Origin of the sequence: Vibrio sp. 10N.247.311.13 (genome assembly GCF_041467595.1) — a bacterium.
Classification (GTDB): Bacteria; Pseudomonadota; Gammaproteobacteria; order Enterobacterales; family Vibrionaceae; genus Vibrio; species Vibrio crassostreae_C.
In genome coordinates this window covers 1-13,508 of record NZ_JBFSUX010000012.1, presented here as the reverse complement: position 1 = coordinate 13,508, position 13,508 = coordinate 1, and the positions used below count along the sequence as shown (strand labels likewise).

The window sequence follows — 13,508 nt, the reverse complement described above, 5'->3', positions numbered from 1 at the left end:
TATAAAACACTCGCATAGACGTTCAACTTGCCTTTATTATGGGGATGAAGAATTTTGATTCAAGCCTAATTCGTTTGGAAACGTTATGAAAAAGCCATTTGAAGTCATCGCCATTATCGGTAAACCTCGAGATCAGCAAGCAATTCAGACTCATAGAGAGCTCTATCAGTGGTTAAGTGCTGAGGGTTATCAAGTGTTTGTTGATGACAGACTCGCCACTATTTTGGACGACATCCCAAAAGAACATTTTTCTAGCCTGATTGAATTAGGTAAACGCGCCGATCTCGCTATTGTGGTCGGTGGTGACGGAAATATGCTCGGTGCCGCTAGAATCTTGTCACGTTTCGACATTTCAGTGATTGGTGTTAACCGAGGCAATCTTGGTTTCCTAACCGATCTCAACCCTGAAAACTTCCAGAGTGCGCTTACTGATGTACTCAAAGGCGAGTTCATGGAAGAAGAGCGCTTCTTACTTGAAACGGAAATTCATCGTCACGGCCAGATAAAAAGCCACAATGCAGCCCTTAATGAGGCTGTACTGCACCCCGGCCAAGTTGCTCACATGATCGAGTTCGAAGTATATATCGATGACAGCTTCGCCTTCTCACAGCGCTCTGATGGCTTAATCGTCTCAACACCGACAGGTTCTACCGCCTACTCGCTTTCTGGCGGCGGCCCTATCCTGTCATCAAGCCTAAATGCTATCTCACTCGTGCCAATGTTCCCGCACACCCTTTCAAGCCGCCCACTTGTGGTGGATGGCAAGCGTCGTATCAAGCTGATCGTATCGCCTGATAACCGTGGAACTCAGGAAGTGAGCTGTGATGGTCAAATCTCGCTACCGGTTTCTCCTGGCGATGAGATCCATATTTACCAAAGCCCGAATGTACTCAAGCTGATCCACCCTAAAGACTACAACTACTACCATGTTCTACGTAACAAACTAGGCTGGTCGAGTAAGCTGTTCTAAAAGAATAAACGCTCCAGTGGTAACCGAAAATTTGAAAGGCTGACGACATTCGTCAGCCTTTTTTATTACCGATTAAAAGCCCACCATCTCTGTCTTTACGCCAATCCACCACATCGTCATTCCCAAGAGGAAGGAACGACCGAGTTGGGAATCTATAGCGGTTTCAGTGATCTACAGACAAGCTTAATTCTGAGAGCTGTCGCAAAAAATTTTCACCTGCCGACTTTACTGTATAAAGAAACAGTATATACTGAGCTTATATACAGTATTGTTCAGTTATACAGGTAAATAAAAATGCTGGCTCATTTAAGTGTTAATAATTTCGCTATTGTTAAGTCTTTACAGCTAGAACTCTCTAAAGGCATGACAACAATCACCGGTGAAACTGGTGCGGGTAAATCTATCGCTATCGATGCTTTAGGCTTGTGCCTTGGAGGAAGATCCGATGCAGGAATGGTTCGACAAGGTGAAGAAAAAACCGAAGTCAGTGCCGCTTTTTTACTTGAGAACAATCTGCATGCTACCCGCTGGTTAGAAGACAACGAATTGCTTGATGGCAGTGAGTGTATCCTGCGCAGAACCATCTCAAAAGAAGGTCGTTCTCGTGCATTCATCAACGGTAGCCCTGTCCCTCTTTCACAATTGAAATCGCTAGGGCAACTATTGATCAACATTCATGGTCAACACGCGCATCACCAGTTGATGAAAAGCGATTACCAAATGGCCATGCTTGATCAATACGCAGGCCACTTGAATCTATTGAAATCAACACGTAATGCTTACCAAGCGTGGCGACAAGCAGATAACCACTTAAAAGAGTTACGTGAAAATAGCCAGCAAAACCAAGCTCAAAAACAACTTCTTGAATACCAAATCAAAGAGTTAAATGAGCTGTCTATTGGGGAGGAAGAATATGAAGACCTCGAACAAGAGCATAAGCGCCTCTCCAATAGCGGAGAACTGGCCACAACCTGTCAGCAAGCTATCGAGCTTATTTATGAAGGCGAAGAAGTTAATGCGCTTGGTATTCTGCAATCGGCCAATAACTCCTTAATTCAGTTAGCTGAGCTCGATGAAAGATTGGCCGAGTTACCGAACTTGCTTTCTGAAGCCATTATTCAGATTGAAGAAACCAACAACGAGTTAAGAACATACCTAGACAGCATTGATGTTGATCCCGGTCGTATGGCTTACGTTGAGGAGCGTTTCTCTAAAGTGATGTCGATGTCTCGTAAACACCACGTGTTACCTGAAGAGCTGTATAAGCACCATCAAGACTTACTACAACAAGTTGAAGCGCTTGATTGCTCTGATGAAAAATTAGAAGAACTGGCAAACGAGGTGGAAAACCAATACCAATCGTTCGTTGCTAAATCAGAGAAGCTTCATAAATCTCGAACTCGTTACGCAAAAGAGCTCAACAAGCTGATCACGCAAAGCATGCACGAACTGAGCATGGAAAAAGCGCAGTTTGCCATTGAAGTGAACAACACCAACACACACCCTTCTCCATTGGGTATGGATAACGTGACCTTCATTGTTTCGACCAACCCAGGCCAACCGATGCAGCCGATTGCGAAAGTGGCCTCTGGTGGTGAGTTATCACGAATCTCATTAGCGATTCAGGTGATCACAGCGCAAAAAGTGGATACACCAAGCCTGATTTTCGATGAAGTCGATGTGGGTATCAGTGGACCAACCGCTGCGGTTGTCGGAAAAATGCTACGTAAGCTGGGCGAATCGACACAAGTTATGTGCGTGACTCACTTACCTCAAGTTGCCGGTTGCGGTCACCAACAACTGTTTGTAGCGAAGAACACGAAATCAGGTAAAACCGAGACTCAAATGCACACGCTTGATGAGCAACAACGCGTTTCAGAGCTTGCTCGACTGCTTGGTGGCAGCCAGATTACCGAATCGACGCTTGCCAACGCAAAAGAGTTATTAATCGCAGCTTAGGTTACATATTCAGCAACTTTCTGATAATTTACCGAAAAATCTTGGCAATTTTGCAACTTAATTCAAAATTGCCAGTCATAACAAGCTCAAAGCGCAAGGAGCTTTTTACTTCTTGCTGGAGCTTGTTTATTATCAGGCAGTATTTTAGCGAAAAAAGATCTCAAACTATGCGAATTAAAAAGTGGTTAGTTGCAGTTCCACTTGCACTAACAATGTTGACCGGTTGCTCTCTATTAGAGAAGTTGGTTTATCGAATTGACATCAATCAGGGTAACTATGTTGAACAGGAAGCTGTCGATCAGCTCAAGTTTGGCATGACAAAAACACAAGTTCGTTACGTTATGGGCTCACCTATGCTTATCGAAAATGGCTACCCAGATACGTGGTACTACATTTACCACCACACAAAAGGCCATGAAGACTCGATTCAAAAAAATCTTGTTGTTAACTTTGATGCAACGGGCACCTTAGTGACGATCAATGGTGATTTTGAAGCCAGTGATGAATTCTTCGAAAGCCTTCGCTAGCTTTCAACTAACAAAGCTTTCCAGTCAAAAGCAAGAATCGCAAAAGCCTGCTCATATGAGCAGGCTTTTTAATATCTGCTAACAAATGAGACTGTAGACTGTATTGTCTAACAAACAGATGAAAAAAAGCTCGCTAATGCGAGCTTCTTTATCATTCAAATTTGTTTGGTATTACGATTTAGCCGCCGCTTTCGCTTGTTCAGCACGCTTACGGCGAATTTCTTTTGGATCGGCTAACAGTGCTCGATAAATTTCGATACGATCTTTATCTCGAACGGTTGCATCTAACTTAACGTTGCGGCTGTATACGCCAACTTTATTTTTCGCCAAGTCGATTTCTGGATACAACTCTAAAACACCAGACTGCGCAATAATCTCTTCAACGGTCGCGTTCTTATTTACCACTAAGGTAAATACACGCTGCTCATGTGGAAGCGCAAACACAACTTCTACGTGGATCATATCTGATTCAATAGTCATGGCTTAGTAAACCTGTTTCGCTCGTTGAGTAAAAGCACTGACCATATTGCTTGTCAGTTCATTGAAAATCTTGCCAAATGCCATTTCAATCATTCGGCTAGAAAATTCAAACTCCAACTTAAGCTCAACCTTACACGCTTGCTCATCGAGCGGAGTAAAATACCAACCGCCCTGCAATTTTTTGAACGGGCCGTCCACCAGCTCCATCAAGATCTCAGCACCATCCGCTAAGCGGTTCGATGTGGTAAATGTTTTGCTGATACCAGCTTTAGAGACATCAACCGAAGCCACCATAGTTGAATCTGAAGATTCGATCACACGTGAACCAGAACACCCTGGCAAAAACTCGTGATAACGAGCAACATCATTGACCAAGTTGAACATCTGGTCGGCACTAAACGACACTAATGCTGAACGAGTAACCTTTGGCATATAGACTCCTGTTAAAGACAGCGTTACATTAACACAAACTGCAATTTTAATTGTATTGGGCCAGAGCGCAAATAAAAAGGATTCCCCAACTAGGGTGCAATCCGTATAATGAGGCCATTATGGCAAAGAATAAATCAAAATCAAAAGCCGGTAGTAATACCATTGCGCTTAATAAGAAAGCTCGCCACGAATATTTCATCGATGATGAGATAGAAGCGGGGCTTGAGCTACAAGGCTGGGAAGTAAAATCCCTACGTGAAGGCAAAACCAATATCGCAGAAAGCTACGTATACATCCGAGATGGCGAAGCATTCATCAGTGGTATGACGATTACTCCGCTAACTCAAGCGAGTACTCATATCGTGGCGAACCCAACACGTATCCGTAAACTATTAATGTCGAGAAAAGAACTCGACAACCTTATCGGTCGTATTAACCGTGAAGGCATGACGCTTGTCGCAACCGCACTTTACTGGTCTCGCTCTTGGGCGAAGATTAAAGTTGGCGTAGCGAAAGGTAAAAAGCTGCACGATAAACGTACTGATATGAAAGAAAAAGATTGGGCGAGAGATAAAGCACGAATTATGAAGAGTAATTTGCGTTAATTTTAAGCACTTAAACGCACAGTGCTAGACAGGGTAAGCTTTTCTGGTACTATGCAAATAACACTTGGGGCTGATTTAGGATTCGACAGGAATTTTGAAGTCTGAGGTGCATGCCGTGGGGCGGTTGGCCACGTTAAAAGCCGCAAAAAAATAGTCGCAAACGACGAAAACTACGCACTAGCAGCTTAATAACCTGCTCAGAGCTCTCTTACCCTAGCTTCCGCTCGTAAGACGGGGACCAATAAGAGATCAAACCCAAACTAGCTAGCGTGGCTTCTCCCACCTGAGAGGAAAAGCGCGAATTATAATTCAGGTTAGCCTTTAACTAGCGTGTCGGTTCGCAGGTTGCTGGTGAAATTAAAGATCGACTAAGCATGTAGTACCAATGATGAATGATTTTTGGACGCGGGTTCAACTCCCGCCAGCTCCACCAAACGTTTGGAAAGGGAGGTAAATCAATGATTTACCTCCCTTTTTTTATCTAAAGTCGCAAAATCTTGGCTGTTTGTACTAAAACTTGGTACTAAACATGCGCTATCTAAAAATCACACCGAATGGAAACTGGCACTTCAGATATCAGATTCCTCCGAAGTCTCGCCACTTGTTTTCTGACCTTTCTGAGGTTAAAAAGTCGTTTGGAAGCTGCGACCGACAAAAAGCCATCATAGAGTCTCTCAAGTTAGAGCTTCAAATTCGCCTCGCAATAGACTCAAACCAACCGTTCTCTGCATCCGCTGACTCATCAATAGCACCTGCTAAGCCTGCATTACCTGCAAAAACAAAAGAAAACAGCCCCTCCCTTTCTAAAAATCCATTTACTTGCTTGAAAAAATACCGAGACTCAAAAAAAGATTTAGTAAGCGAAAAGAGTCTAAATATGGCCTATGCCAAGTGCAGTATTGTTCTGTCCTTACTAGATATTGAAGACATCAGAGACATTCGCCGTCTGCAAGCCGAAGAAGCTCGTAAGCTATTAACTCAGTACCCTGTTAATGCAAAAAAGCATAAACAACTGGCTGGACTAAACGGATTACAAGTCATTGAAGCTAATAAAAAACATAACCTCCCCACACTCAGCACTGAAAGCGTCAAAGATTACATCCAAAAATGCTCATCATTCTTTGAGTGGTGTCTACAAATGGAATTGACTGATATTAATCCGTTTAAAGGGATGAGATTTAGGAAAAATCGCAAGGATAACGAAGCCAAGAATGCATACAGCCATACTAATCTACAAAAGCTGTTCTCCACAGACATCCACACTCAGAACAAATACAAACATCCCCACTACTACTGGTTGCCTCTACTAGGTTTGTTTACTGGTGCTCGGCTAAATGAACTTTGCCAGCTTTATCGACAAGATATTTTTAAACAAGACGAAATTTGGGTAATCAGAATTGACGATAAACTTCAGGGGCAACATCTCAAAAACAACAGCAGCCGAAGGTTAATTCCAATACACAGTAAATTACTAGATTTAGGGTTTATCGAGTACATCAACAGTGTTCAGCATGAACGTCTCTTCCCTTCCCTGAAGCTAGAGCGTGATGGGTATGGCACCGCTGCATCTAAGTGGTTTGGACGCCTGAAGAGTAAGCTTGATTTTGGTCGTGGACATGATTTTCATTCATTTCGCCATACAGTGGCTACGCAACTGAAGAATGCGGAGGTCTCAGCAATCGTAGCTGGGGAATTGCTTGGACATATGCAAAACAACATCACTTATGACCGCTATGGCAAAAGCATCAATCTATCTACGATGTCACAAGCCGTCGAGTTGATTAATGCAAGTGTCGCATCAAATATTGCACCTTACAAATAATGAGATTAATACGGAGCTAGATTAAAGATTTGATATCGATTTCATATTAGAATGCAACTAACGTCACTTAGGTTAGATAAAATATGAACAGCGTCCAAATAGAAGAAAATGTAAAGGACTTAGTCCAAAACATCTCCAACCAATCAGTATCTCGCAATGATTTTGTCTATGAGTTGCTTTTAGCTTATGGGCATCGTAAATCTGTCGTCAGCCGCGTCAAATCCGGTGAACGTAACCTATCGAAAAACTCAGGTGAGGTGATACTCAAACGTCACCTTTACTTCAAGCCTTGTACTACCAATTTATTCGCTGAAATTGATGAACTTAAAAACAGCAAAACGACCTCATCAAATAAAATTCGTTTTGTTGTAGTAACCGACTTCAATCAACTCATTGCCGTTGATACTAAGACTCAAGACACTCTCGATATCGAGTTAAACCAACTTTCCAAACACTTCGATTTTTTCCTACCTTGGGCCGGTATGGAAAAGATGGTGTATCGTGGTGAAAATCCTGCCGACGTAAAAGCGGCAGAGAAAATGGCCGACTTCTTTGATCACATCAAAGAACTAAACTACCCGCCAAACGCTTCGAAAGAACAGCTTCATGATCTCGTTGTTTTCCTAAACCGACTTCTATTCTGCTTTTTTGCTGAAGATACAAAGATCTTCGGTGACAACCAATTCACAAATTTGCTTAATCAACATACCAGTGAAGATGGCTCTGACGTCGCCACTACATTCCAACGTCTATTTGAAGTGCTGAATACAGCAGGCCATCAACGTAATGACTTGCCTCAATACCTTAGCCGCTTCCCATACGTAAATGGTGGATTGTTCAAAAAAGAACTCGTAATCCCAGCATTTGATGCAAAAGCCCGTCGCATGCTACTCGATTCAGGGCAGTTAGACTGGGCAGACATCAACCCTGATATATTTGGCTCAATGATCCAAGGTGTTGCCGACCCAGATACTCGCAGCAAAATGGGCATGCACTACACTTCTGTTACCAACATCATGAAAGTGATAGAGCCACTATTTCTTAATGACTTTTACGATGAATTTGAGAAGTCCACAGATAACATCAATAAGCTACGTAAACTTCAGGTACGTCTAAGCCGTATAAAGATTTTTGACCCTGCCTGTGGATCCGGTAACTTCCTTATCATCGCTTATAAAGAAATTCGTTTACTAGAGATCGAGATTCTTAAGCGAATTAGAGAATTGGAAGGCGAGTCGGACTCTGGAGCTATGGGTTTATTTGATGAATCTCACTCATCTATTCGACTAGATCAGTTCTATGGTATCGAGCTTGATGATTTTGCTCATGAAATGGCAATTCTTTCTCTATGGCTGGTTGAACACCAAATGAATATGGTTTTTGAAACTGAATTTGGCTATACAGCTCCAACTCTACCGTTGAAACAAAGCGGGCGTATTCTTGCTGGAAATGCGGCCGTTATAGAGTGGGAGCAAGTTTGTCCCACTTCGCACGATGATGAAGTATATATTTTGGGTAATCCCCCTTACCTTGGGGCTAGAAACCAAACCAAGACGCAAAAAGAGGATATGAGAAGCGTTTTAAGCATTGTTAAAGGTGTAAATAGCTTAGATTATATAGCCTTATGGTTCTACAAAGCATCACTGTTTATAACAGGCAAAAACGCCAAGTGTAGTTTTGTTACTACGAACTCAATAGTACAAGGTGAACATGTACCTTTACTATGGCCGCACATTCTAAATGACAACATTGAAATTGATTTTGCATATGATTCATTTAAATGGACGAACAATGCAAAGCAAAAAGCAGCAGTCATTTGCGTCATCATTGGTTTAAGAAACACAAGTACGTCGAAAAAATATCTGTTTCATAATGTTCATCAAAGTGAAGCTAAAAATATATCTCCATACTTAACAGATAGCGAGACTGTTTTTATTGCTAAGCGAAGCAAACCATTATCTAAGATACCCAAAATGGAGTACGGTAATCAGCCTATTGAAGGTGGATTTCTTAAATTGGAAGATAAAGAAAAAGTGGACTTAGAGACTAACTACCCTGAATCTAAACCTTATATCCGTCAGCTTATTGGCGGGAGTGAATTCTTAAAAGGACAAACCCGTTGGTGTCTCTGGATTGAAGATGAAGACTTAGAAATAGCACAAAAGATCCCACCAATTAAAAGTAGAATAGAGTCCGTAAAGGAGTTCCGAGAGTCTGGAGGAGAGGTCGCACGCTCGTTAGTCAATCGAAGTCATCAATTCAGGTATAGACACACAGCTCGAGAGATGATGATGATAATGCCTTGTACTTCCTCGGAAAGAAGGGAGTACATTCCGGTAGGTTTACTATCCGCCGACAATATAACCCTTCATTCTGTTCAGGTATTATATGATCCTGAACCTTATATCTTCGGTATTTTGTCATCTAAGATGCATTTGACTTGGACTCTTGCTACATCCGGTCGACTAAAATCAGATATCCGCTACTCGAGTGCTTTGTCATACAACACATTCCCAATTCCTGAGTTAAGTGCCAGTGAAAAAGAGCTAGTAGTTGACGCTGCGTTTAATGTCCTCGATATACGAGAGAGCTACCCAGAACTAAGCATTTCAGAATTATATGACCCAGACAATATGCCAATGGATCTACGAGAAGCCCATATTAGTTTAGATAAAACAGTTGATTCTCTTTACTCAAAGACCGCTTTTGATAACAACGACCAAAGACTGTCATGTCTAATTGCTCACTACTTTAAGAAAATAAAAGAGAACTAACATGCCTGATTTAGTCCACGTTACCTACGCCCAGACAGGTAAAAGTACCAGCACAAACAAAATGGGAATGCGATCTATGCAGGCTCGTGCGTTTGAGCAGCGTGCGAGTCAATATTTGCTAATTAAAGCGCCACCTGCCTCTGGTAAATCTCGTGCGTTGATGTTTATCGGTTTAGATAAACTCATGAATCAAGGTGTGGGGAAAGTCATCGTCGCTGTTCCTGAGCGCTCGATTGGTGGCTCCTTTAGTCATACAGAACTTTCAGAATATGGTTTTTTTGCTGATTGGGACATCAACCCTCACTACAATCTATGTACTTCATCAAGCAATCAAAGCAAGGTGAAAATCTTCAAAGAATTTTTGGGTAGTGATGAGCGAATCCTGATCTGTACTCATGCGACACTTCGCTTTGCGTACCAAGAGCTTGAAGACACAGCGTTCAATAACACTCTACTAGCCATTGATGAATTTCATCATGTATCAGCGGACGGTGATAATGTTCTTGGTGACGTTCTTCGTGCACTCATTGAGAACAGCTCAGCTCATATTGTCGCGATGACAGGCTCATACTTCCGTGGTGATAGTGTGCCCGTCTTAAATCCTGAAGATGAAGCGAAATTTGATAAGGTTTCTTTTAACTATTACGAGCAATTAAACGGCTATCAATACTTAAAATCACTAGGAATGGGCTATCACTTCTATAAAGGGCATTACTTAACCGCCATCGAAGAAGTGTTGGATACCGACAAGAAAACCATCATACACATCCCTAACGTTAACTCAGCGGAATCAGGAAAAGATGATAAGTATGAACAGGTAGCAGCTATACTCGATATCATTGGTGATCACTTATTCACAGACCCAGATACAGGCCTAATCCATCTTAAGCGCAAAGAAGATGGTAAAACGATTAAGGTTGCAGACCTAGTCTGGGATGAAAAAGACCGTGAGCTTACGCAAGCTTTCCTACGTAACATTAAGCATGAAGATGACATTGATATCATCATCGCTTTAGGTATGGCGAAAGAAGGCTTTGACTGGGCATTCTGTGAGCATGCATTAACAGTAGGCTATCGCAACTCGCTAACAGAGATAGTACAGATCATCGGTCGATGCACTCGTGATAGCAGCAACAAAACCCACGCTCAGTTTACCAACTTAATCGCTGAACCTGATGCTAGCAATGATCAAGTCAACTATGCCGTCAACAACATGCTAAAAGCGATAACCTGCTCACTTTTGATGGAACAGGTACTTGCACCTAACTTCAAGTTTAAAGCTAAAAATCCAGAAGACAAAGATCCTAATCCACCGGGCGTGATTAGTATTGGAGGCTTGAAAGAGCCAAGCAGCAAGCGTACAAAGCAGATCGTTGAAACTGATTTAGATGACCTCAAGGCTGCAATCTTACAAGATGATAATATTGTAAAAGCATCCGCTGCGGGACATGACCCTGAAGTAATTAATACTGTACTTATTCCGAAGTTAATTGAGAAGAAGTACCCAGACTTATCAAAAGAAGAAGTTGAAGAGATCCGCCAACGCGTTGTTGTTGACTCGGCTATTTCAACCTCTGAGATCAAAGAAGAAGGTGGTAAGAAATTTGTGCGTATGGCTGATAAGTTCATCAATATTGATGAATTACATATTGACCTGATCGACCAAGTAAATCCATTCCAACGAGCTTTTGAAATTCTATCTAAGTCAGTAAACACCGACTCACTGAAGCTTATTCAAGAGTCTATCGAAGCAACTCGAATGCAGATGACGAAAGAAGAAGCGATGGCTTTATGGCCTAAAGTTCAAGAGTTTGTAAAGGCGAATGCCGGGCGTCACCCTGATATCAACTCTAGAAATGGTCGAGAGCGTGAACTAGCTCAGTGTATCATTTATCTACGTCGCCTTGCCCAAGAACAAGCGGCAGCTCAGGGAGCTTCATAGATGGAAGACTGGCTAAAAGATATTATTTCATCTGATGAGATGGGTATTTTAAAAACAAAACCTAAGTCGTCAGCACCAACGGCTGACGACCATTTGTTGACCAAATTTAAACAGATCAATGACTTTTTTGATAAGCATCACAGAGAGCCTAAAGCGAATCGAGGCAATCCAATAGAACTGATGCGTAGCAAGAGTTTAGAGTCAATACGTGCCAACGAGCAGCATTGTCGGGCTTTAGCAGAACATGATGTTCACAATCTACTTCCTCGCTATGAAGAACCGAAAGTCGAATCAATTGATGATGTTCTTGCCGATGATGTGTTGGGTATCCTAAATCAACCAGAGGATAGTATTTTCACTTTGAAACACGTCAAGAAAACGCTCAACATGCCTAGTCGTGTTGCTAAGCGGAAAAAGTGTGAAGACTTTGAAGAGTACGAACCACTGTTTAAACAATGCCATGACGATTTAAAAACAGGCGAAAAAGAAGCCGTTCAGTTTACTGGTGAACAACAAATACAGAAAGGTATGTTCTTCATCCTTCATGGTGTGACTTGCTATGTTTCCGATATGGAAGAGCGTACAAAAACCAAAGGTAAGGTAAATGCTCGACTACACCTGATTTTTGAAAACGGTACCGAGTCTGACATGTTATTGCGTTCTCTTGCGACAGAGTTATACAAAGATGAAACTGGTCGCCGTATTTTGGATAAATCTGATAAAGCACTAGATGAATTGCTCAACATTACCCGAGATGACCAAAAATCTGGATACATCTACATCCTAAAATCATTAAGCTCTGAACCAGAAATAAGAGAGGTCAATAACCTCTTCAAAATTGGCTATTCAACTACGCCAGTTAAGCAGCGTATCGCGAATGCTGAAAACGAACCAACTTACTTAATGGCTGCTGTTCAATTAGTCTCAGAGTTTGAGTGTTACAACATGAAGGCAAACAAGTTCGAAGGGTTATTACATACTTTCTTCGGTAACTCATGTTTGGATGTAAAAGTCGCTGACCACAAAGGAATTGCTCATACTCCAAGGGAATGGTTTATTGCTCCCTTACCTTCTATTAAACAAGCGATCCAAATGCTGATTACTGGCGATATCGTCAATTATCGCTTTGATGCCGTTACTCAGGATATTGTCGAGCGATAAATGATAAACGGGTATCTTGCAAGATACCCGTTTTTTCTCCCCTAATTAGAACGATACAACTCATCTACAGGAATAGATTCAATCAACTTTTTAGATAGTATCTTGAAAATGTTAGACAGCCTCTCTTCAAGCTCTACGTCAGACGTAACTTCTTCCGATTGAGACTCACTAATATGATACAAATTTATTGAGCTGTTATTAATTTTGAAGAACTTATTCAAGTAGTTATATCTACCTTTTTTTTCTTCTATTTCCGAAACGGTAATTAGTCCAGATTTAATACATCCTTCAAAAAATTTTCTTTCAAAAAGCTCTTCCAAATCATGTTTTTTTTGCAGTTCAAATGCTTGTTCAATAACAGTCATAGTTTATTTTAATACTAGTAAAATATTCACCACATGAAAAGGGGCTTGGGGTACCCCCAACAAGAGGGACAAAAAAAAAGCGAAGCGATTTGTCCTATCTTGAACCCTACCACCTCAAAACATATTTGATGAATTGATTATATTTAATTAACATTCAATAAAAATGAACAATTGGACGGTAATAACACAGTCAGTTAAATGGCAAAGCAAAGGGCTATTTCTACGAGAGAGATATTTGACATCAACAACCCACGCAAATCATAAAAACACTGACAAAATTATTAGTATTTGTGGGAACCAAACAACAACAAAAAGAATTGCTTTGATGGGTGAACAATTTAACCTCAGGCGAATTGTTAATAATTCAAGAGGCCGCAGGTTAGAATCCTATGCAATGGAGTTCTGCCTTACATTACCCCTATCTGGCAGGGTAGATGTCACTGTTAAAATTTAACCAGTTTGGGCGATAAA

The 13,508-nt window shown here is 41.5% G+C and carries 11 protein-coding genes and 1 other RNA gene; 9 read left to right on the top strand and 3 right to left on the bottom strand.

All coding sequences use genetic code 11. The features are described from left to right. Positions 1 to 85: 85 nt before the first annotated feature. From nadK to bamE, 3 genes are all read left to right on the top strand, one after another. Positions 86 to 970, top strand: a complete 885-nt coding sequence (gene nadK / locus AB6E52_RS07455; protein WP_017066747.1) for an NAD(+) kinase — start codon at positions 86 to 88, stop codon at positions 968 to 970. A 294-nt stretch (positions 971 to 1,264) separates the two neighbouring features. Continuing rightward, positions 1,265 to 2,929, top strand: coding sequence for a DNA repair protein RecN (recN, locus tag AB6E52_RS07450; protein ID WP_017059862.1), 1,665 nt, complete (start codon positions 1,265 to 1,267; stop codon positions 2,927 to 2,929). Between the two features lie 167 nt (positions 2,930 to 3,096). Next, entirely contained in the window at positions 3,097 to 3,456 is a 360-nt protein-coding gene (gene bamE, locus AB6E52_RS07445; protein ID WP_010438918.1) for an outer membrane protein assembly factor BamE, read from the top strand. A gap of 171 nt (positions 3,457 to 3,627) precedes the next feature. Here bamE and AB6E52_RS07440 read toward each other — a convergent pair whose 3' ends face one another. Together AB6E52_RS07440 and AB6E52_RS07435 are read right to left on the bottom strand one after the other, a co-directional pair. After that, positions 3,628 to 3,936 carry an RnfH family protein gene (locus AB6E52_RS07440; protein ID WP_016796754.1) on the bottom strand — a complete coding sequence of 103 codons (309 nt, stop codon included), beginning with the start codon at positions 3,934 to 3,936 and terminating at the stop codon, positions 3,628 to 3,630. A gap of 3 nt (positions 3,937 to 3,939) precedes the next feature. Then, complete coding sequence (locus tag AB6E52_RS07435) at positions 3,940 to 4,368, bottom strand: SRPBCC family protein (protein ID WP_102320235.1); 429 nt, start codon at positions 4,366 to 4,368, stop codon at positions 3,940 to 3,942. A 119-nt stretch (positions 4,369 to 4,487) separates the two neighbouring features. Between AB6E52_RS07435 and smpB the strand changes: the two genes are divergently transcribed. From smpB to AB6E52_RS07405, 6 genes are all read left to right on the top strand, one after another. Continuing rightward, positions 4,488 to 4,973 (top strand): SsrA-binding protein SmpB, encoded by a 486-nt coding sequence (gene smpB / locus AB6E52_RS07430; RefSeq protein WP_004735156.1) that lies wholly within the window; start codon positions 4,488 to 4,490, stop codon positions 4,971 to 4,973. Positions 4,974 to 5,039: 66 nt separating this feature from the next. Beyond that, positions 5,040 to 5,406, top strand: a transfer-messenger RNA (tmRNA) gene (gene ssrA, locus AB6E52_RS07425). 96 nt (positions 5,407 to 5,502) lie between these two features. Beyond that, positions 5,503 to 6,795, top strand: a complete 1,293-nt coding sequence (locus AB6E52_RS07420; protein WP_102320234.1) for a site-specific integrase — start codon at positions 5,503 to 5,505, stop codon at positions 6,793 to 6,795. Between the two features lie 83 nt (positions 6,796 to 6,878). Continuing rightward, on the top strand, positions 6,879 to 9,569 hold the full coding sequence (locus AB6E52_RS07415; protein WP_102320233.1) for a DNA methyltransferase: 2,691 nt from the start codon (positions 6,879 to 6,881) through the stop codon (positions 9,567 to 9,569). 1 nt (position 9,570) lies between these two features. Continuing rightward, on the top strand, positions 9,571 to 11,511 hold the full coding sequence (locus AB6E52_RS07410) for a DEAD/DEAH box helicase (RefSeq protein ID WP_102320232.1): 1,941 nt from the start codon (positions 9,571 to 9,573) through the stop codon (positions 11,509 to 11,511). After that, entirely contained in the window at positions 11,512 to 12,672 is a 1,161-nt protein-coding gene (locus AB6E52_RS07405; protein ID WP_102320231.1) for a GIY-YIG nuclease family protein, read from the top strand. Between the two features lie 41 nt (positions 12,673 to 12,713). Here the strand turns inward: AB6E52_RS07405 and AB6E52_RS07400 are convergent, their stop codons facing one another. Further along, positions 12,714 to 13,037: a hypothetical protein gene (locus tag AB6E52_RS07400; protein WP_102320230.1), complete on the bottom strand. Its 324-nt coding sequence runs from the start codon at positions 13,035 to 13,037 to the stop codon at positions 12,714 to 12,716. Positions 13,038 to 13,508: the final 471 nt, after the last annotated feature.

Bases quoted from the DNA above. Each gene is read 5' to 3' on its own strand.
- bamE (WP_010438918.1), top strand. From the start codon at position 3,097: ATGCGAATTAAAAAGTGGTTAGTTGCAGTTCCACTTGCACTAACAATG.
- AB6E52_RS07400 (WP_102320230.1), bottom strand. From the start codon at position 13,037: ATGACTGTTATTGAACAAGCATTTGAACTGCAAAAAAAACATGATTTG.
- AB6E52_RS07420 (WP_102320234.1), top strand. From the start codon at position 5,503: ATGCGCTATCTAAAAATCACACCGAATGGAAACTGGCACTTCAGATAT.
- AB6E52_RS07435 (WP_102320235.1), bottom strand. From the start codon at position 4,368: ATGCCAAAGGTTACTCGTTCAGCATTAGTGTCGTTTAGTGCCGACCAG.
- recN (WP_017059862.1), top strand. From the start codon at position 1,265: ATGCTGGCTCATTTAAGTGTTAATAATTTCGCTATTGTTAAGTCTTTA.
- AB6E52_RS07410 (WP_102320232.1), top strand. From the start codon at position 9,571: ATGCCTGATTTAGTCCACGTTACCTACGCCCAGACAGGTAAAAGTACC.
- AB6E52_RS07415 (WP_102320233.1), top strand. From the start codon at position 6,879: ATGAACAGCGTCCAAATAGAAGAAAATGTAAAGGACTTAGTCCAAAAC.
- nadK (WP_017066747.1), top strand. From the start codon at position 86: ATGAAAAAGCCATTTGAAGTCATCGCCATTATCGGTAAACCTCGAGAT.
- smpB (WP_004735156.1), top strand. From the start codon at position 4,488: ATGGCAAAGAATAAATCAAAATCAAAAGCCGGTAGTAATACCATTGCG.
- AB6E52_RS07440 (WP_016796754.1), bottom strand. From the start codon at position 3,936: ATGACTATTGAATCAGATATGATCCACGTAGAAGTTGTGTTTGCGCTT.
- AB6E52_RS07405 (WP_102320231.1), top strand. From the start codon at position 11,512: ATGGAAGACTGGCTAAAAGATATTATTTCATCTGATGAGATGGGTATT.